Origin of the sequence: uncultured Roseobacter sp. (assembly GCF_947491795.1) — a bacterium.
Lineage (GTDB): Bacteria > Pseudomonadota > Alphaproteobacteria > Rhodobacterales > Rhodobacteraceae > Roseobacter.
In genome coordinates this window covers 1,125,249-1,144,036 of the sequence record NZ_CANLKW010000001.1, presented here as the reverse complement: position 1 = coordinate 1,144,036, position 18,788 = coordinate 1,125,249, and the positions used below count along the sequence as shown (strand labels likewise).

The 18,788-nt window shown below is 60.9% G+C and carries 18 protein-coding genes; 9 read left to right on the top strand and 9 right to left on the bottom strand.

What is annotated here, in order from left to right:
* The first annotated feature begins 53 nt into the window (after positions 1 to 53).
* Positions 54 to 800: a hypothetical protein gene (locus Q1A34_RS05625; protein ID WP_300031860.1), complete on the top strand. Its 747-nt coding sequence runs from the start codon at positions 54 to 56 to the stop codon at positions 798 to 800.
* 3 nt (positions 801 to 803) lie between these two features.
* Here Q1A34_RS05625 and Q1A34_RS05620 read toward each other — a convergent pair whose 3' ends face one another.
* Entirely contained in the window at positions 804 to 2,258 is a 1,455-nt protein-coding gene (locus Q1A34_RS05620; RefSeq protein ID WP_300031858.1) for a cobyric acid synthase, read from the bottom strand.
* A gap of 62 nt (positions 2,259 to 2,320) precedes the next feature.
* Between Q1A34_RS05620 and Q1A34_RS05615 the strand changes: the two genes are divergently transcribed.
* Positions 2,321 to 2,899 carry a cobalamin biosynthesis protein CobQ gene (locus Q1A34_RS05615; RefSeq protein WP_300031856.1) on the top strand — a complete coding sequence of 193 codons (579 nt, stop codon included), beginning with the start codon at positions 2,321 to 2,323 and terminating at the stop codon, positions 2,897 to 2,899.
* Between the two features lie 61 nt (positions 2,900 to 2,960).
* On the opposite strand, the gene Q1A34_RS05610 is transcribed toward Q1A34_RS05615, so the two are convergent.
* On the bottom strand, positions 2,961 to 3,281 hold the full coding sequence (locus Q1A34_RS05610) for a DUF6280 family protein (protein ID WP_300031854.1): 321 nt from the start codon (positions 3,279 to 3,281) through the stop codon (positions 2,961 to 2,963).
* Between the two features lie 220 nt (positions 3,282 to 3,501).
* On the opposite strand from Q1A34_RS05610, the gene efp reads away from it, so the two are divergent.
* Positions 3,502 to 4,065: an elongation factor P gene (gene efp, locus Q1A34_RS05605; RefSeq protein WP_300031852.1), complete on the top strand. Its 564-nt coding sequence runs from the start codon at positions 3,502 to 3,504 to the stop codon at positions 4,063 to 4,065.
* 53 nt (positions 4,066 to 4,118) lie between these two features.
* Here the strand turns inward: efp and Q1A34_RS05600 are convergent, their stop codons facing one another.
* Complete coding sequence (locus Q1A34_RS05600) at positions 4,119 to 4,859, bottom strand: folate-binding protein (protein ID WP_300031850.1); 741 nt, start codon at positions 4,857 to 4,859, stop codon at positions 4,119 to 4,121.
* 69 nt (positions 4,860 to 4,928) lie between these two features.
* Here Q1A34_RS05600 and Q1A34_RS05595 point away from each other — a divergent pair, with 69 nt between their 5' ends.
* Both Q1A34_RS05595 and Q1A34_RS05590 read left to right on the top strand, forming a co-directional pair.
* Complete coding sequence (locus tag Q1A34_RS05595; RefSeq protein ID WP_300031848.1) at positions 4,929 to 5,603, top strand: TIGR04283 family arsenosugar biosynthesis glycosyltransferase; 675 nt, start codon at positions 4,929 to 4,931, stop codon at positions 5,601 to 5,603.
* Between the two features lie 132 nt (positions 5,604 to 5,735).
* On the top strand, positions 5,736 to 6,944 hold the full coding sequence (locus tag Q1A34_RS05590) for an aminotransferase class V-fold PLP-dependent enzyme (RefSeq protein WP_300031846.1): 1,209 nt from the start codon (positions 5,736 to 5,738) through the stop codon (positions 6,942 to 6,944).
* Here Q1A34_RS05590 and Q1A34_RS05585 read toward each other — a convergent pair.
* Both Q1A34_RS05585 and Q1A34_RS05580 read right to left on the bottom strand, forming a co-directional pair.
* Positions 6,921 to 7,163 (bottom strand): hypothetical protein, encoded by a 243-nt coding sequence (locus tag Q1A34_RS05585; protein ID WP_300031844.1) that lies wholly within the window; start codon positions 7,161 to 7,163, stop codon positions 6,921 to 6,923. The genes Q1A34_RS05590 and Q1A34_RS05585 overlap by 24 nt on opposite strands.
* Before the next feature lie 53 nt (positions 7,164 to 7,216).
* Positions 7,217 to 8,320 carry a pyridoxal phosphate-dependent aminotransferase gene (locus Q1A34_RS05580; protein WP_300031842.1) on the bottom strand — a complete coding sequence of 368 codons (1,104 nt, stop codon included), beginning with the start codon at positions 8,318 to 8,320 and terminating at the stop codon, positions 7,217 to 7,219.
* A 114-nt stretch (positions 8,321 to 8,434) separates the two neighbouring features.
* Between Q1A34_RS05580 and Q1A34_RS05575 the strand changes: the two genes are divergently transcribed.
* A complete protein-coding gene (locus tag Q1A34_RS05575; RefSeq protein WP_300031840.1) occupies positions 8,435 to 9,223 on the top strand; it encodes a crotonase/enoyl-CoA hydratase family protein in 789 nt (262 codons plus the stop codon).
* 55 nt (positions 9,224 to 9,278) lie between these two features.
* Here the strand turns inward: Q1A34_RS05575 and Q1A34_RS05570 are convergent, their stop codons facing one another.
* From Q1A34_RS05570 to Q1A34_RS05555, 4 genes are all read right to left on the bottom strand, one after another.
* Positions 9,279 to 9,608 carry a DnaJ family domain-containing protein gene (locus tag Q1A34_RS05570; RefSeq protein WP_300031838.1) on the bottom strand — a complete coding sequence of 110 codons (330 nt, stop codon included), beginning with the start codon at positions 9,606 to 9,608 and terminating at the stop codon, positions 9,279 to 9,281.
* A 9-nt stretch (positions 9,609 to 9,617) separates the two neighbouring features.
* Positions 9,618 to 12,704: a valine--tRNA ligase gene (locus tag Q1A34_RS05565; protein ID WP_300031836.1), complete on the bottom strand. Its 3,087-nt coding sequence runs from the start codon at positions 12,702 to 12,704 to the stop codon at positions 9,618 to 9,620.
* Positions 12,705 to 12,875: 171 nt separating this feature from the next.
* The gene (locus Q1A34_RS05560; protein ID WP_300032361.1) at positions 12,876 to 13,472 is read right to left on the bottom strand and encodes an HD domain-containing protein; all 597 of its coding nucleotides are present in this window, start codon (positions 13,470 to 13,472) and stop codon (positions 12,876 to 12,878) included.
* Positions 13,472 to 14,350: a phytanoyl-CoA dioxygenase family protein gene (locus Q1A34_RS05555; RefSeq protein WP_300031834.1), complete on the bottom strand. Its 879-nt coding sequence runs from the start codon at positions 14,348 to 14,350 to the stop codon at positions 13,472 to 13,474. Before Q1A34_RS05555 ends, Q1A34_RS05560 begins: the two co-directional genes overlap by 1 nt.
* 102 nt (positions 14,351 to 14,452) lie before the next feature.
* Between Q1A34_RS05555 and Q1A34_RS05550 the strand changes: the two genes are divergently transcribed.
* Genes Q1A34_RS05550 through Q1A34_RS05540 form a run of 3 tightly spaced genes read left to right on the top strand, consistent with a single transcriptional unit; the run spans position 14,453 to position 18,775 of the window.
* On the top strand, positions 14,453 to 15,352 hold the full coding sequence (locus Q1A34_RS05550) for a LysR substrate-binding domain-containing protein (protein ID WP_300031832.1): 900 nt from the start codon (positions 14,453 to 14,455) through the stop codon (positions 15,350 to 15,352).
* Between the two features lie 59 nt (positions 15,353 to 15,411).
* Positions 15,412 to 17,709, top strand: a complete 2,298-nt coding sequence (locus Q1A34_RS05545; protein ID WP_300031830.1) for a xanthine dehydrogenase family protein molybdopterin-binding subunit — start codon at positions 15,412 to 15,414, stop codon at positions 17,707 to 17,709.
* 16 nt (positions 17,710 to 17,725) lie between these two features.
* Positions 17,726 to 18,775 carry a DUF2235 domain-containing protein gene (locus tag Q1A34_RS05540; RefSeq protein ID WP_300032359.1) on the top strand — a complete coding sequence of 350 codons (1,050 nt, stop codon included), beginning with the start codon at positions 17,726 to 17,728 and terminating at the stop codon, positions 18,773 to 18,775.
* Positions 18,776 to 18,788: the final 13 nt, after the last annotated feature.

Genomic DNA, 18,788 nt, shown 5'->3' with positions numbered 1-18,788 from the left:
TTGTACCACTGTGAACGCCGGGTTAAGCTTGACGGCGGTAAGAGTGGTGTGAAATGTCGAATCCAGTGACCAATTCTCAGGTAGAGGACGTGTTGTCCTCCATCCGTCGTCTCGTAAGCGACAACAAGCGCGCGGGTACGCCTGATCGGGATGCCGATGAGGCTGACCGGCTTGTTCTGTCGCCGCAACAGCGCGTCGCCAGTCAAACCGGTGAGACGTCTGACGCCCCAGCCGCCCCGGCCTCGAGAGCGGTTCTGACCCTGATGCCAGAGGATGCTGTCCGCCAGGACGGGCCTGTTGATGATGGCGTATCTGAAACGATGCCTGCCCGCAGCGGTGACCACTCTGCAACAAACGGGGACGCCGCCCGTGGCGGCAGCCTTGCAGACAAGGTAGCGGCCCTGGAAACGGCTATTGCAGCCCGCTCTGACCAGTGGGAACCGGATGGTGACGGCCGGGATGCCTATTCGGGAACGCGTGCGCCTGCGATTTCGCTGCAGAATACGGTTGACCTGGATGGCACCGGCGCCCCGATCGGCGAAGATGGTGAGCCGCTTGAGCCCGTCGCGACGGTGCGTGCTGAGGCCGGAGCCGGCGTTCAGCCGGACGCGGATGCTGATCCGGTGCCACGGCCCGAAGAACACATCCTCGATGAGGCTGCGTTGACCGAGCTTGTTGCGAACATTGTCCGGCGGGAACTGCAGGGCGATCTGGGTGAGCGCATTACCCGGAATGTGCGCAAACTGGTGCGACGTGAAGTCATGCGCGCACTTGCGACCCGGGATCTCGACCAGAGCTGAGGGTCAGCGCGCCAGACGCCAGAGAAGATCCAGATCCATGCATTGCTCCAGATGCGTTGCAAGCGCGTCCAGTGTCTCTTCGACACCGGCTGCGTAACTGGCCTGCGACTGCTGACCAAACCCTTTCATCCAGGACGCCCGGAAAGCATCGGATGAGAAAATTCCATGCTGGTAACAGCCCCTGACCAGGCCGTCCGCGGAAACAGCGCCTTCAGGCCCTTTGCCAAAATCCAGCCAGCCCCGGGCGCAATCCGGACCAGTTGTCCGGCCCATGTGAATTTCGTAGCCCGTCAGCGGGATGTTGTCGCCTGTGCTGACACCCTCGCGCAACGCGAGTTCCTTGACAGGCACCAGAACAGTTTCCACATCCAGAAGCCCAAGTCCAGGTGCAGAGGCAGGGGGGCCTTCTATCCCCCCGGGGTCGGAAATCTGACGGCCCAGGATCTGATAACCGCCGCACAGACCGAGTACCTGACCGCCGTAGCGCACATGCGACAGGATATCCTGATCCCAGCCTTCGGCACGCAGGGCCGCCAGATCTGCGAGGGTTGCCTTGCTGCCGGTCAGCAGAATGACGTCAGCGTCGAGAGGCAAAGGATTGCCAGGCCCGGCGATACAAAGCTCAATGCCCGGTTCCGCTGCCAGCGGGTCCAGATCGTCAAAATTTGAGATGCGGGGCAGGCGGGGCACCACAACTTTCAGACCACGCCCCCCTGAGGCCGCACGTGCAGGCAGGTCCATCACATCTTCGGCGGGCAGTTTACCGGCTCCGTCAAACCAGGGAACCACCCCGAGACAGGGCCAGCCGGTACGCGCGGCAATATCATCGCGCCCCTCATCGAACAGTGTGACATCACCCCGGAATTTGTTTACGGCAAACCCTGCAATCATCGCGTTGTCGGCAGGTTCAAGAACTGTTTTGGTGCCGACAATCTGCGCAATAACGCCACCCCTGTCGATGTCCCCCGCCAGGATCACAGGCACATCAGCGGCGCGCGCAAACCCCATGTTTGCGATGTCCCGCGCACGCAGATTGGTCTCTGCCGGGCTGCCAGCGCCTTCCACCAGCACCAGATCGGCTTCTGCGCGCATGCGCTCAAAGCTTTCGAGAACGCGGGGCATCAGAGCGTCTCGGTTGCGGCCAAACTCCCGCGCCTCTTGTGTGCCTGCCACCTGGCCCTGAATGATCACCTGCGCGCCGGTGCTGGTCTGCGGCTTGAGCAGGATGGGGTTCATATCAACATGCGGAGGAACCCGCGCGGCGAGCGCCTGCAGCGCCTGGGCCCGCCCGATCTCCCCGCCGTCCGGTGTCACGGCAGCATTGTTGGACATGTTCTGTGGCTTGAACGGGCGTACCTGCAGGCCACGATTTGCAAAAGCACGGGCCAGTCCGGCAACGAGCATGGACTTGCCGGTATTCGTACCGGTGCCCTGTATCATGATTGCTTTACCGCGCATGCAATGCCCCTTCTTTCCGCGCGCAAACTGAAGCATGATCACTCCAAAGAAAAGGAGCAAAGATGAATACACCGGCACATCTGTTGCTTGGGGCGGCAGCAATGGCCCGCAGCGGAGACCGATGGATTGTTGCGGCTGCTTTCATTGGCGCGCTCCTGCCGGATCTGTCGCTTTATCTGCTGGCGGGTGGAGCGATGTATGTCTTTGCTATTCCATCGCAGCGCGTCTTTAACGAGCTGTATTTTTCGGATGCCTGGCAGACAGTTTTCGCGGTCGACAACTCATTTGTCGTCTGGGGCCTTTTGCTCGCCCTTGCACTGTGGCGCAGAACGCCCTGGGCTGTTGCGCTGACCGGGGCGGCGTTGCTGCATCTGTGTCTGGATTTTCCGTTGCACCACGATGATGGCCGCGCGCATTTCTGGCCACTGACAGGCTGGATATTTGAGAGCCCGCTGAGTTACTGGGACCGGGCGCAGGGCGCTGCTCTTGTGGCCCCCATTGAGGCCTTCGCCGCTGTCACGGCTGCGTTCGTGCTGTGGCGCCGGGGGATCGGACGCGGATTGTCAGTGTTTGTGCTGGTTTTGCTCGCTGCCGAACTTTGGGTCGTGCGGCAATGGCTCTTTGTCTTTAACATTGCATAAGGGCAAAAAAAAACGCGCCTGCAATGCAGGCGCGTTTCTCTTGATAAAATTCAGAAGGATATCAGGCGGCTTCTGCCTGCTGTGCCGCGTTGCGGCGCTCTGATTCTTCCCGGGACAGGGCGACGGACGTCCGAACACCTTTGCCCACAAATTCCATAAGGCCCATAACGACGCGTTCGTTTGGGTCGATCCCGGCACAGCTCAGGACCTCGCGGCCATCGCGCGAGCGTGCCCAGCGGGCAATCTGCTCGGGGCCATTGCCATATTTCTTGTCGTCCGCGATTGCGTCGTCAAGCGCAGCCAGTACCACAGCTGCAAAAAGTTTACGTGCACGGTTGCCTTGCTCGTTGTTAAAGGCCGTGCCGTCAACGAAGTCTTTCATCCGTCGTCCTTTCCATTATTCTTGCTCTTGTCTTTTCGGCGTGACGCCCGTTATGACGGGTTTTGGCCGATTCGGATACCCCATAACTGCATGCCTTATATGCACAATTTGCATAGCTTTCTGCACGTGCAGCACGAGATATCGTTGTCTTGTCACCCATTCTCCTCCCAGATATAGGGTTCATCAACTTTTCATCAACCTTTTGACACGGATAGGTCACATGGCAAAAATCAATGGCAACGAGATCCGCCCCGGAAATGTTCTGGAGCATAACGGTGGTCTCTGGGCGGCTGTGAAAGTCGATCATGTCAAACCCGGTAAAGGTGGTGCTTTTGCACAGGTGGAACTCCGTAACCTGCGCAATGGTTCCAAACTGAACGAACGTTTTCGCAGCGCCGACAAAGTCGAGCGCGTCCGCCTTGAGCAGAAAGATCAGCAATTCCTGTATGAGGATGACGGAATGCTGATCGTGATGGACACCGAAACCTATGAGCAGGTGCAACTGTCCGCGGATCTGCTGGGCGAGCGCCGCCCGTTTCTGCAGGACGGCATGACCATCGTGGTGGAGTTTTATGAAGAGGAAGCGCTGAACGCGACGCTGCCGCAAAAGGTAACCTGCAAGATTGTCGAGACCGAGCCGGTCGTCAAAGGCCAGACTGCGGCCAATTCCTTCAAGCCCGCGATCCTGGACAATGGCGTCAAGGTCATGGTGCCGCCATTCATCGGGCAGGACGAGGATATCGTCGTGAACACTGAAACGATGGAATACTCCGAAAGGGCCTGATCGCTGCAGTTTTTTGATGAAACGCCCCGGCAGAAATGCGCGGGGCGTTTTTGTCAGCCATCAAGTCTGCGTACCACGGCCTCGCCCGCCTGCATGTCCCCTTGCGCGCGATCATAGCGCAGATAGGCAATCGCACGGTCCCCGCTGCGGCTGAGCAGTGTACCGGCCGTTTTGCCACTGGCTGTAATTTCGCAGCCAGTCTCTGCCGGACCTTCGACGCTGACCCGGGCCAGACCTTTGCGCAGTTCTGTTTTATGCTTCATCCGGGCGGTCACCTCCTGGCCCACATAGCATCCTTTACGGAAATCGACGCCGGACAGACGCTCAAACCCCACTTCCAGAATGAATGTATCCTGTGTCAGTTCGACACCGCTCTGGGGTATCATGTGCGCAACCCGCAAAGCTGTCCAATCGGTCGTGTCGTCCGTCTGTGGCGCAGGCCTGTAGGCGCGCCAGCCAAGGGCGGTGTGACGCGGGTCGGCAAAGCCGTCCTGCGGTGCCTCACCGGTTCCCCTGTGCAGATGCAGCGGTGCCTCCGCGATGCTGACATCGGCACGCAGCCGGTACATGTTGAGGCGCTGCGTCAGCATATCGCCCTGGGCGGAATCAACGTCGATCAGAACCCCGTCAGCATGCGGGACCACAAAGAAATCAGACAGATATTTGCCCTGCGGGGTCAGCATGGCTGCATAGACCAGCCCGGTTTTCAACCCAGAGATGTCGTTGGTGATCAGCCCCTGCAGAAAATCCAGAACATCTTCGCCTGTGAGTTGAAGGATGCGACGATTGGACATGGGGGGCTCCTATTTGCCTGTTGTCTGTCATATAAACCGGGCAGCGCCAAACGGAAGGGGCGGGATCGCATGCGTGCACCGATATCGGTAATTGTGCCGACTCTGAATGCTGAGCCGCATCTGGGCAATTGCCTTGCTGCGCTGATGCCCGGGTTGGAAGCTGGTCTGATCCGCGAACTGATCATCAGTGACGGTGGATCGTCTGATGCCACTGTCGCGGTTGCGCGCGCCTGGGGGGCCGAGATTGTAACCGGCCCGCCGTCGCGCGGCGGTCAGATGGCGCGCGGCTGTGCGGCCGCTGACGGTTCATGGCTGCTGGTGCTGCATGCGGACACTGTTCTGGAGGCCGGATGGGTCGGTCCGGCGATACGACATCTCGAAACGGACAACGCCGGCTGGTTCCGGCTGGCCTTTGCCAATGGTGGCATGGCCGGGCGAATTGTGGCTGGCTGGGCCAATCTGCGCAGCCATATGGGGTTGCCTTATGGCGATCAGGGTCTGCTGATCCCGCAACCGCTTTATCAGTCGGTGGGCGGATACCCTGATCAGCCGCTGATGGAGGATGTTGCCCTCGCGCGGGCGCTCCGGGGACGTCTCACCCCGATCGATGCCGTCGCACAAACCTCGGCAGAACGGTATGCGTCTCAGGGCTGGGTGCATCGTGGCGCGCGAAATCTGTGGACACTGGTCCGCTATTTTACCGGCGCGGATATCTCTGCTCTGGCCCGGCGCTACCGGCGCTGATGCCCTTTGGACATATGACTCCGTACGCACCGTCCGGACACCCGCGGATTTTGACCATCGCTGCCTGAAACCGGTGATTGACGCTGCCCGCTCCAGGGCTAGTGTAAGCGCAGGTGAAAAAGGACAGCAACTATGCCACAAATACCGGCTTCAGCATCGGGACGCGGATACCTGGCCATACCAGGCCCGTCGGTCATTCCGGAGGCCGTTTTACAGGCGATGCACCGGCCATCACCCAACATCTACGCAGGTCAGTTGCCGGAAATGCTGCCTGGTATTGTCACAGATCTTAAAAACGTGGCCCGCACAAAGGGGAACGTTGCACTGTATATTGGCAACGGACATGCCGCTTGGGAGGCAGCGCTGTCCAATGTCATCGCACCGGGTGAGCTTGTCCTCGTGCCCGGGACCGGCCATTTCTCGGAGGGCTGGGCCGACATGGCCGAAGGGTTGGGCGCGCAGGCGCAGACCATCAGCGCTCCGAACCGGTCACCGCTGCCACCGGAAAAAATTGCTGAAGCGCTTCGGGCAGATACCGAACACCGCATCAGAGCCGTCCTGGCCGTGCATGTGGACACGTCAACGTCTCTGCGGTGCGATATCGCGCAGATCCGCGCAGCTCTGGACGACTGCAATCACCCGGCGCTCCTGATGGTGGATTGTATCGCCTCGCTCGCCTGCGATAAGTTTGAGATGGACGCCTGGGGCGCTGATGTGATGGTGGCCGGCTGCCAGAAAGGACTGATGGTGCCCCCTGGCATGGCCTTTGTCTTTTTCAACGAACGTGCGGCCGCCGTTCGAGCGAAAATGCCCAGGGTCAGCCGCTACTGGGACTGGACACCGCGCGCTGACCCGGATGGGTTCTGGCAATACTGGAATGGTACCGCACCGACACACCATCTCTATGGCCTGCGCGTGGCACTCGACATGCTGATGCAGGAAGGGATGGAGGCGGTCTGGCATCGCCACACGGTCCTGGCCCGTGCGATCTGGGCGGCGTGCGATGCCTGGGGGCAGGGCGGGCTGCTTGAGATGAACGTGCCGGACCCCGCACACAGGAGCCATGCGGTCACCTCTTTGAGGCTGGAAAGCCCGCAGGCCACGGCGCTTCGAGACTGGACCGAGCAGAACCTGGGCCTGACCCTTGGCATCGGCCTTGGCATGGCACCTCCGGGCGATCCGGCCTGGCACGGGTTCTTCCGGCTGGGCCATATGGGGCATGTCAACGGTCAGATGATCATGGGGATGCTGGGGGGCATGGATGCAGGTTTCAAGGCACTGGGCATTCCGCACGGCGCGGGCGCACCGGAAGCCGCCTCAACAGTGATTGCCGCCGGATGATCCTGTGTCTGGTCTGATGGTATCGTACCGGCGCTCCGCAAGGCGCCGACGTGTCTCCAGCCAGTTCATCCAGTGATTGACGGCCAGACAGATGAATACGGCAGCAGCGAGCCCGTAGAGCGCAAAGAAGAGCAGCAATATCCAGCCAAGGTTCACGCCAAACATCACGATGCATGCACCTGTGAAATTCGGAGCCCGTCCGGGGGTCTGGTCGCGCATCGACGCCTCGTCACCTGTTTACCCCGGCGAGTATAATCGGTTCCGCGCCTGCGTCAGCTACTTTCTGCAAACCGCAGCGCGCGCGGCAGGGCGTCGGCGAGGATGTCGATCTGCGCAGGCGTCGCACAGCTGACACGGATGCACCGGTTCTGCGGCGCGACAAAAGGCATGCGTACGAAAACGCCATCTGTGACCATGTGTTCCAGCACTTTTGCGGCAAACGCGCCGTCATGACCGCAGTCGATGCAGACAAAATTGGCGGCCGATGGGAGCGGTTTAAGACCGCAGTTTCGGGCGGTCTCCATAATACGAAAGCGGGACGCCACGATCCGGGCCAGCACGGACCGGAGCCAGGTCTGATCCTGCAGGGCGGCCAGCGCGCCTTCCTGGGAAGCACGGTTCATACCAAAATGATTGCGCACACGGTTGAAGGCGGCGATCAGTTCCGGGGCGCCGATTGCATAACCAACGCGGGCACCCGCCAGACCATAAGCCTTTGAAAAAGTGCGCAGTCTCACGACGCGAGGGTCGTCCCACGGCAGGGCGAGCTCTGCGGTATCCGGCGCACATTCAATATAGGCCTCGTCCAGAACCAGAAGCGTGCCTTCGGGCAGATGCTCCATCGCTGCAAGCAGGTCATCGCCTTTCAGAAAGCTGCCCATCGGGTTGTCCGGATTGGAAATGTAGACCAGCTTTGCTTTGGTTTCCTGCGCCTTTTTGAACAGCGCCACCGGATCTTCGTGATCTTTTCTATAGGGCACTTTGTGCAGCGTCCCGCCAAAGCCCGCGACATGATAGTTGAACGTCGGATATGCACCGTCCGAGGTGACGACCGAGTCGCCTGGTCCGACCATAAGGCGCACCAGATACCCCAGCAGACCGTCTATGCCCTCGCCAACCATGATCGTATCGGCTGGAATCGTATAGTGCTGGGCCAGTGCGTGGCGCAGATCGTGGTTTTCCGGATCGCCGTACATCCACAGCGGGGTCTCGGCCATCGCGCGGATCGCGGCGGGAGAGGGGCCAAAGACGTTTTCATTCGCCCCGAGCCGCGCATCGAAAAGGTTGCCCCGGGCGCGCTCCTGCGTTTCAGGGCCGACAAAAGGCACGGTATCAGGCAAGGCATCGGCAAGCGGGGTAAGGCGAAAGTAGGTCATTGGTTCTATTAAAACGAGCAACCGGGTTTGGGCAAGCCTCTCTTGTGCCCCGACGTTTTGCTGGCAAAAAGCGACAGGCTTCTGTCAACTGCTCTCAAAGCGAGGGAGACAGAGATGGCACGCGTCCGGGTAAGCATAAGTGATCACATTGCGCAGGTTGTTCTGACACGGTCAGACAAGAAAAATGCAATGGATCAGGAGATGATAGACGGCATTATAGCTGCCGCTGCAAAGGTTGCCGCATCTGACGCCCGCGTCGTGGTTCTGAGCGGGGAAGGCGGATCCTTCTGTGCCGGGCTTGATCTGAGCAGCCTGGGCGGCATGATCGGGCAGGATATCAAAGGGCTGATTGTCCCTCGCACGCACGGCAATGGCACAACCAATCAATGGCAGGAAGTTGTGATGGCCTGGCACCGGCTGGACATTCCAGTCATTGCCGCGCTCGAAGGCGTGGTTTTCGGAGCGGGTATGCAGCTGGCACTTGGGGCCGACATTCGCATTGCAGCCCCTGACACAAGGCTGGCGGTTATGGAAATGAAATGGGGTATCGTGCCGGACATGGGCGGGATGGTTCTGTTGCCAAAGCTCGTGCGGGACGATGTGATGCGCCGCCTGGTTTACACCGCCGAAGAAATCGACGCAGTTCAGGCCGAGGAATGGGGGCTGGTCACCAGTCTGGCCGATGATCCACTGGCTGATGCCAGCGCTTTGGCGGAACGCATTGCGGGGCAGAGCCCGGCAGCCGTCCGCACGGCGAAAAAGCTGATGGCCTTTGCTGCTGACAATCCACCCCAAGCGGTTCTTGTCGCCGAGGCTGAAGCACAGGCAGGTTTGCTGGGGACGCCTGAGCAGATGGAGGTGATTTCAGCCCGGTTTGCCAAGCGGGCGCCAGTATTCAAATAAGGAAAACGTCATTTGCAAATGTTGGGCGGACTGTTTGCAAATCTACTAAAGCCTTTCAGGACATAAATTTTTGCCGGGCTTCGCGGGCTATCCCGTACCTGAGTTCAAGGTCGGCAATCTGACGCATCAGTTTGCTGCGTTCTGCGTCCTGTGTGCATGATGCATAAGATTTGCGGGCCGCATCCAATTGCTTTTTCAGTGCGAATTCTTCCGGCAGCACGCCGGCTTCCGCCATTATGCGCATGCCTGTCGACAGCGCTGCCTGCTCGCCCGTCTCAACGGGACGGTCAGGCAGGGGCGCTCCTTCTCCTTGCAGGCCGCTCAGACCGCCAGCCGCGCGAGTCCTGGCGATCTGCTTTTCAACAAGTGATCGAAAGCTGCGCATGCAGGCAGTTTATCCCAGTTCGGCCAGGCGCGCGAGTGCTTCGTTGAGCTGCGCTTCTTCTTCCTCGCGCAACGCCAGATTGGCGCGAGTCTCTTCTACAACTTCCGCCGGGGCTGATGCTGCAAACTTCGGGTTGTTCAGGCGCCCGCGCAGGCCACCCAACTCCTTGGCCAGCTTGCCCAGAGACTTCTCAAGCCGCGCCTTTTCCTCTGCAATATCAATGATATCTGCAAGCGGCAGGCCAAAGGAGGCACCGGGAACGGCCAGCGATACTGTGCCTTTCGGGAAGTCAGACGCGGTCTCCAATGCCTCAACGCGCGCCAGACGTTTGATCATCACCTCGTTCCGGTCCCATGCGGCCTGACCAGCTGCGTCAATTTCTGTAACAATCAGAGGGACATAAAGACCCGCCGGCACATGCATCTGAGCGCGCGCAGAGCGGATCGCCTCGATGAGAGAGACAACCCAGTTCATTTCGCGGTCTGCCTCCGCATCAACAAGATCTGCCGCCGTATAGTCAGGCCATTCGGCGTGAACCAGCATGCCGTCGCGCGCGCCCGTCGCCGACCAGAGCTCTTCTGTAATGAATGGCATCACAGGGTGAAGCAGGATCATGCACTGATCCAGCACCCAGGCCATGGTTTCGCGGGTTTCTTCAGCGAAATCAGTATTTTCCGCGTCCTGCAGCAAAGGTTTGGATAGTTCCAGATACCAGTCGCAGACCTTGCCCCAGACAAAGGCATAGGCGGCGTTTGCCGCGTCGTTAAAGCGATAATTTTCCAGCGCCGCGTCGATCTCTTCACGCACTTTTGCCGTTTCACCGATGATCCATTTGTTCACCGTCTGTGTCACGTCGGTTTCGGGTCGGTATGACGTCGGTATTACGTCGGTGCGCGCCGCGCGGTGGGCAAAGACATCGTTCATCTCTGCAAAGCGGCAGGCGTTCCACAGTTTGGTGCCGAAATTCCGATATCCTGCAATGCGTTGCGTGCTGAGCTTAAGGTCGCGCCCCATGGCGGCCATAGCCGTGAGCGTAAAGCGCACCGCATCCGCGCCATATTCATCAATCATGTCCAGCGGGTCGAGCACATTGCCCAGCGATTTGGACATCTTCTTACCCTTCTCGTCGCGCACCAGCGCATGCACATAGACCGTGTCGAAAGGTTTCTGGCCGACCACGGCGTATTGCATCATCATCATCCGGGCGACCCAGAAAAAGATGATGTCGAAGCCGGTTATAAGTGTGGACGTCGGGAAATACTTCTGCAGCGCGTCGTTCTTTGCGTCCTGGTCTGCATCGCCCGTCCAGCCCAGCGTGCCGATAGGCCAGAGACCGGAGGAGAACCAGGTGTCGAGCACGTCGGGGTCCCGTCGTAAAGAAACCGCCGTCAAAGCGTCGCCTTCCTTCGAATAGCAATATTGCATCGTGCCTTCGTCCTGGGGATGCTCTGTGAGTTCGGTTCGGTCGCCATAGTATTGCCGAGCTTGTTCGCATGCCTCTGCGAAAGAAGCTGCGCAAAATGCTTTCGGCAAACCGTTGTAGATCGCCGGATGAGTCGCGATTTCTTCTTTTGAAGGCCCATACCAAACCGGTATCTGATGCCCCCACCACAGCTGTCGCGAAATACACCAGGGCTCGATATTCTCCAGCCAGTTGAAATAGACCTTCTTGTCCTGCTCGGGGTGGATCGTCACGTCGCCACTCCGCACCGCATCAATCGCCGGCTGCACAATCTGTGCTGTATCCACAAACCACTGATCCGTCAGCATCGGCTCGATCACAACTTTCGACCGGTCCCCAAAGGGTTGCATGATCTTCTTCGACTCGACCAGTGGCACAAGCTCACTGCTCTCCTGGCCATCCTCAGGGTCGATCACAGGCACCGAATGCATCACCGCCAGACCTTCTTCTGTGATCTGCTGCACCACCTGCCTGCGCGCCTCAAACCGGTCCAGCCCGCGCAATGCGTCCGGCACCAGGTTCACCGCATCCGCTTCCGCCTCTGACAGGGTCTGCTCCCCCTGTGCCACGGCCATCGCAATGCCCGCAGCCTCGGCATAGGGCGCACCATCGGCGCGCATCGCCCCTTTGGTATCCATCAGCCGGTACATCGGGATGCCGCCGCGCTTTGCGACCTCATAGTCGTTAAAGTCATGTGCGCCCGTAATCTTAACCGCACCCGAGCCGAAATCCTTATCCGGGTATTCATCGGTGATGATCGGGATCAGGCGACGGTGTTCTTTTGGCCCAACCGGAATTTCACATAGCTTTCCGATAATTGGCGCATAACGTTCATCTGATGGATGAACGGCTACAGCCCCGTCCCCCAGCATGGTTTCGGGCCGCGTGGTGGCAATGGAAATATAATCGCGCTCCTCGCGAAAGAGCACCTCCCCATCTTCACCCTTCTCCAAATACTCATATGTCTCACCGCCGGCCAGGGGGTACTTAAAATGCCACATATGCCCGTCGACTTCGATATTCTCGACCTCAAGATCCGAGATCGCCGTCTCGAAATGAGGGTCCCAGTTGACCAGACGCTTGCCACGATAGATCAGCCCCTTGTTGTACATATCAACAAAGACCCTGATCACCGCATCGTGGAAATTGGGTGCGCCGCTGCCTGCCTCCGGATCACCAGGGGCGCCGCCCATGGTAAAGGCCTCGCGCGACCAGTCACAGGACGCGCCAAGGCGTTTGAGCTGGCCGATGATCGTCCCGCGGGATTTTACCTTTTGCTCCCAGACCCTTGTAAGGAACTTCTCACGTCCCATTTCGCGGCGTGTGGGCTCCTGATTGGCGGCCATTTCGCGCTCGGTCACCATCTGCGTGGCGATCCCTGCGTGGTCCGTGCCGGGCTGCCAGAGCGTGTCAAAGCCGCGCATGCGGTGCCAGCGGATCAGAATGTCCTGCAGCGTGTTGTTGAACGCATGGCCCATGTGCAGCGAGCCCGTCACATTGGGCGGCGGGATCATGATGGAGAAGGTCTCATCGCGCGAGGCATTGGCCCCGGCTCTGAAAGCCCCGGCCTTTTCCCAGGCGGCATAGAGCCGTGCTTCGGCTTGCTGTGCATCAAATGTCTTGTCGAGCGCCATGACGGTATCCTTTGTCCGCGTTGCGCGATCATCTAGCGGAAGGCGGGGCGAAGGAAAAGGTCCGGCGCCCGGTTTGCGCCGTCTTTTGGTATCGTGCGCGCCTGGCGCAGCCGGGCAGCGGCCGGCCGGCCTCGACGGGCGGTCGGCCGCTTTGTCCCGCTCTGCCGGTGTTCAGCCTGCGACCAGAGGCTCCCGCGCGCCCGCGCGGATCACGTCCGGGTCGTAAGGCGTCCGGTCAAAAACCGCGCGCACCATGGGTGCAAAATGCGCCAGTGGCAGCGTCTCATAGTCCGGGTCGAAACTCGCCTGGTCCCAGCGCTCGCAAAAGGCCGCACAGTCATCGAAATAGGCATGCCCTTTATACCTGTCGCGTTTTTGCGGGTCAGCGCCCACGTGATGGCCGTAATAGACCATCTGAAAGTCGCCGTGTTTTTCCACCACCCAGGTGCATTGTTCGCGCACAAAGGGACGCAGGATCGTGGCCGCATATTCGTCGTGATTATAGGGCGCATAGATGTCACCGATGTCGTGCAGCAGGGCGGAAACGATCCAGTCGATGTCCGCACCATCCCGTTCCGCACGGGTGGCGGATTGCAGCGAGTGGCCCAGCCGTGTGACCTGATAGCCCGAGAGGCTTTCATCCAGGCTCACCATCGCCTGCAGCAGCCGGTCGGCGGTGCCACGGGTGTATTCGGTCTCGTGCTCAGTGAGGAAGGCATAATCCTCGGCGGTGCCGTCCTTCATCTGAGTAAAGCTGACCTTGTCCATCACGCGTAAAGCCCTCCTTCTTTTTCCGCGCCCTTCATCATTGTCGCGGCCTGGGCACGCCGGATCTCATCGTAGGTGGCAAGGGCGGCGGGCGTAAAGGGGGCCTGAGGCGCCTCAAACCCCTCAAAGTGCCCGAAACGGTCCTGGCCCCGCGCCAGAACCGCATAATCGCGCGCACCCACCTGTTGTTTAATGGCCGGGGTGCAATAGCGCACAACGGCAGCGATACGGCGGTCATCAGTGGTATTCGGCCCCGACCCATGGATCATCAGCCCGTGATGCAGGGAGATCTGACCGGGGTGGATTTCGATGGGCACCCTGTCGGCTTCCGCCACATCCACGCGCACTTCCTGGCCGCGCGACAGCAGATTATTTTCGGAAAAGGTATCGTGGTGGGGCAGGATCGGGTTTTTGTGGCTGCCCCGCACGAAATCCATACAGCCCGAGGCGGGCGTGGCGGGCGACAGCGCGAGCCAGGCCGTCACGAGCCCGTCAATCTCGCCCAGACCCCAGTAGGTCAGGTCCTGGTGCATGGACACGATGTGCCGTGTGTTGGGCTCTTTGATGAAAAACTCCACGGAATAGACCATGATGTCGGGCCCCAGCACGCCCTCGACCACATTCAGGATGCGCGGGTCGTGACCGATGCGCCAGGCCAGCGGCATCACACAATGCGCGTTGACCCGTTTGTAGGTGCCAAAGGGCAGGGGCAGATCGCTGTCGAGCCATTCGGCCTCAAGCGCTTCGAGTTCGGTCCGCAGGGCCTGCGCGTCGCCTGCGGGCATGACAGGCAGGGGAAAGAGGAACCCGTCCGCGCGGTATTGTTCGGACTGGGCCGCACTCAGGCGACCGTTTTCAAGCGGGAGGGGCTGGGGCATTTCGGGTCTCCTTTGTGACGTTGCCGCAGCATCGCATCGGTTTGCGGGAATGCAGCACGGTGGCTCTTGCCTCTGAGGCTAAGTTTTACTTAGTCTCGGCGCATGTCCCGTGTTCCCTCCCTCAACTGGCTGCGCGTTTTCGAGGCGGCTGCACGCACCGAGAGCTTTGCCCGGGCGGCCAGCCAGCTGAACCTGTCAGCGGCGGCCGTCAGCCAGCAGATCAGAGCGCTGGAGGACAAGCTGGGCGCGCCGCTGTTCGAGCGGGGCGCACAGTCGGTCACGCTGACGGATCTGGGGCGGTCCTATCTGCCGACGGTCCAGCAATCTCTGGGCCTGCTGGAAGAGGCGACTGAAGGGATATTCGGCAGCGGTGCGGAACAGCCGCTTTTTGTGCGCTCTGTCCTGCTCTTTGCCCACGGGGTACTGGCGGGCGGGGTGCGGGATTTTCAGACGGCCCACCCGGGGGTGCGGCTGACGCTGAACACGGGCAATGCGGCTTCTGATTTTGACGGCGGATACAGCGATCTGCAGATTGTCTTTGGCACGCCGGGGCAGTTCGGGCGCGACTATGATCCGCTGATGGGTGAAACACTGTACCCTGCGGCAACCCCGGCACTGGCCGCGCAGATCAATGCACCGGCAGACCTCAGCCGGCATCCCCTGATCGAAGTGGCGACGCACCGGTCTGGCTGGCGCCATGTGATGCACGCGCTGGGCCAGCCTCTGGCGCCGCTGCGGATCGTGCATGCAGACAGCACTGTAATGGCGGCGGCCATGGCCGCGCAGGGGGTGGGTGTCATGCTCGCCCGCGCCTCGGCCAGTGATCTGGTGGTGGCGCAGTCCGGGCTGGTGCGCTGTGCCGGACATGTCGAAATTCCGGGCACTGACCAGTATTTTCTGGTCTGTGCGGACCGCAGTGCCCTGAGACCGGCCGCCAGGGCTTTCCGTGGCTGGCTTCTTGACTATATGAAGCGTGACGGCGGGACACCCCCCGCCACCTGAACACCGGCGACCCCCTGCGGTGTCCGCAACCGCACCCCAGCGCCATAAAGGAGCTTCCCATGGATAAATTCGGCAAATCGCAGCCCGTCGCACGGGTTGAGGACATACGTTTCCTGACCGGCCAGGGCCGCTATGTGGGCGATATCGCACCGGAAGGTTCGCTGGTGGGCTTTGTCTTCCGCGCGCCTGTGGCGCATGGGATCATTACCGGGCTCGATGTCTCGGAGGCCCGTGCGGCTGAGGGAGTGCATCTGGTTCTGACGGTTGAGGACCTGGAGGCGGCGGGGCTGGACATTGCGATGCAGTCCACGGTTGTGAAAAACCGCGACGGGTCCGATGGGGCAAAACCCCTGCGTCCGATCTTGGCCAAAGAGCGGATGCGCTTTGTGGGCGAGCCTGTGGCCTTTGTGGTGGCAGAGACCCTGGAGCAGGCGCGCGATGCCGCCGAGCTTATTGAGCTCGACTATGACGATCTGGACGCCCAGATGACGGTAGGGCCGGGGGATCAGGCCATTCACCCCGAGGCGCCGGAAAACCGCGCCTTTGACTGGGGCATGGGCGATCAGGCGGCGACAGAGGCTGCGTTTCAGGCCGCGGCTCATACCGTATCACTGGAGGTCGGGGACAACCGCGTGATCTGCAACGCGATGGAGCCGCGCGGCTGTTATGCCGAATGGGACGGTGCGCGGCTGCATGTGTCGCTGGGCGCGCAGGGTGTCTGGGCGCACAAGGCGCAGCTGGCCAAAGCGCTGAACCTGGACCCGGAGGCCGTGCGGGTGACAATCCCGGATGTGGGCGGCGGGTTCGGGATGAAGGCCTTTGCCTATCCGGAATATTTTCTCTGTGCGCAGTCCGCGCGGGCGCTGGGCCGTCCGGTCGCCTGGGCGTCTGACCGGACAGAGGCAATGCTGAGCGACAACGGCGGGCGCGATCTGACATCGCTGGCGGAATTTGCCTTTGACGAGAACCATAAAATCACCGCCTACCGGGTGCACACAAAATGCAATCTGGGCGCTTATAACTCGCAGTTCGGTCAGCCCATTCAGACCCAGCTGTTCAGCCGTGTGCTGGCGGGCTGCTATGATGTGCAGACCACCTGGCTGCAGGTCGAGGGGTTTTACACCAACACCGTGCAGGTCGACGCCTATCGCGGGGCGGGACGGCCCGAGGCGATCTATGTGCTGGAGCGTCTGATGGACCGCGCCGCGCGCGAGCTGGGCGTGGACCCCTTTGAGCTGCGGCGGATCAATTTTATCCGGCCTGATCAGTTCCCGTATAAGGCTGCCACGGGTGAAACTTATGACGTGGGCGATTTCGGCAAAGTACTGGCGCGTACGGAAAAAGAGGCGGACACAGCGGGCTTTGCGGCCCGCCGTGCGGCAGATGCGGCGCGGGGTCTGCTGCGGGGGATCGGCATCTGTTACTATATTGAAAGCATTTTGGGTGATCCTGCTGAGGGCGCACGCGTCGCATTTAACGAGGATGGTACGGTGACGATTTTTGTCGGCACACAGAGCACCGGGCAGGGCCACGAGACGGTCTATGCCACTTTCCTGTCCGATCAGACGGGTATTCCGGCTGACCGGATCACGGTGGTGCAGGGCGACAGCGATCTGATTGCCCAGGGTGGCGGCACCGGCGGGTCACGGTCTGTGACGGTGCAGAACAATGCCACCCTTGCGGCGGTTTCGGTCATGACAGAGACCTTTACCGCCTTTCTGGCCGATGAAATGGGGGTGCCGGCAGCCGAGATCAGCTTTGACGATGAGCGGTTCCGGGCGGAAGGGTCCAACCTGACACCCACCATGCTGGAGGTCGCGGAGATGGCCCGCGCGCAGGGCCGCGACGATCTGCTGATGCACGAGGCGCGTGCAAAACTGGATGCCCGCAGCTTTCCCAACGGTTGCCATATTTCAGAGGTAACGGTGGACCCCGAGACAGGAGTGACCAACGTGGACCGCTATACCGTCGTTGACGATTTTGGCAATCTTATCAATCCGATGCTGGCCATCGGGCAGGTGCATGGCGGTGTGGTTCAGGGCATCGGACAGGCGATCACAGAGCATGTGGTCTATGATGAGGACGGGCAACTGCTCACGGCATCGTTCATGGACTATGCCTTGCCGCGTGCGGATGACGTCCCCACTATTGAGTTCACCTCGGAGCCGGTGCCGTCGACGGCGAATATCATGGGCATGAAGGGCTGCGGGGAGGCGGGCACGGTTGGCGCGCTGGCGGCAGTGGCCAATGCTGTACAGGACGCATTGTGGTCGCGGGGGGTGCGTCAGGCAGATATGCCATTTACCCCGCACAAGGTCTGGGAGCTGTTGAAGCGTGAGGATATCGCTGCGGCATAACATCGTTTCTGACTGGCTGGGCGCGCGTCTGTGGCGTCGTCCTGCCAGCGATTTCGGCCCGCGCCGCGGCCCTGTGACCCATGTGGTTATCCTGGACGGCACGCTGTCGTCGCTGGAGCCGGGATGCGAGACCAACGCCGGTACCACTTATAAACTGCTGCGCGAGACCGGGCACAGCGTATCGCTGTTTTATGAACCGGGCGTGCAGTGGCACACCTGGCGGTCGGCGATTGATGTGATGCAGGGGCGGGGCATCAACCGGCAGATCCGGCGCGCTTACGGCTATCTCGCGTCGCGCTACCGGCCCGGCGACCGGATTTTCCTCTTTGGTTATTCGCGCGGGGCCTATGCGGTGCGCAGCCTGGCGGGGGTGATTGATCTGGTGGGTCTGCTGCGTGCCGAGGATGCGACCGAACGCAATATCCGCGAAGTTTACCGCCACTACCAGAATGATCCCACAAGCAGCTGTGCGCAGACATTCTCGCGCGCGCATTGTCATGCGGAGACGGGCATCGAGATGATCGGTGTCTGGGACACGGTGAAATCGCTGGGGCTGAACATGCCCTGGCTGTGGCGTCTGTCTGCCAGGAAACACGCATTCCACAGCCACCACCTGAGCCATAACGTGCGCGCAGGCTTTCAGGCCCTGGCCCTGGACGAGACGCGCGTGGCCTATTCCCCGGTGCTCTGGACCACGCCCGAGGGCTATCCGGGCCGGGTGGAGCAGATGTGGTTTCCCGGCACCCACGGCGATGTGGGCGGCCAGGTCGGCACTTTTCCGGCCGCGCGCCCGCTGTCGAATATCCCGCTGGTCTGGATTCTGGAAAAAGCACAGAAACGCGGGCTGCCGCTGCCCCAGGGCTGGTCACAGCGTTTTGCGCGCGATGCCACCGTGCCGATGCTGGGCACCTTTCGGGGGCATGGCCGCTGGCTGGTCTCCCGCCGGCCACGCGTGCCGCTGCAGGACAACTCCGAGCGGCTGCATGACAGCGTTGCGATCCGCGCCGCTGGTCTGCCGACCCCCGAGCGGCGTATGATGCGGCATCTGCCGCGCTGGCAAAGCTGATCCGGCCACAGGC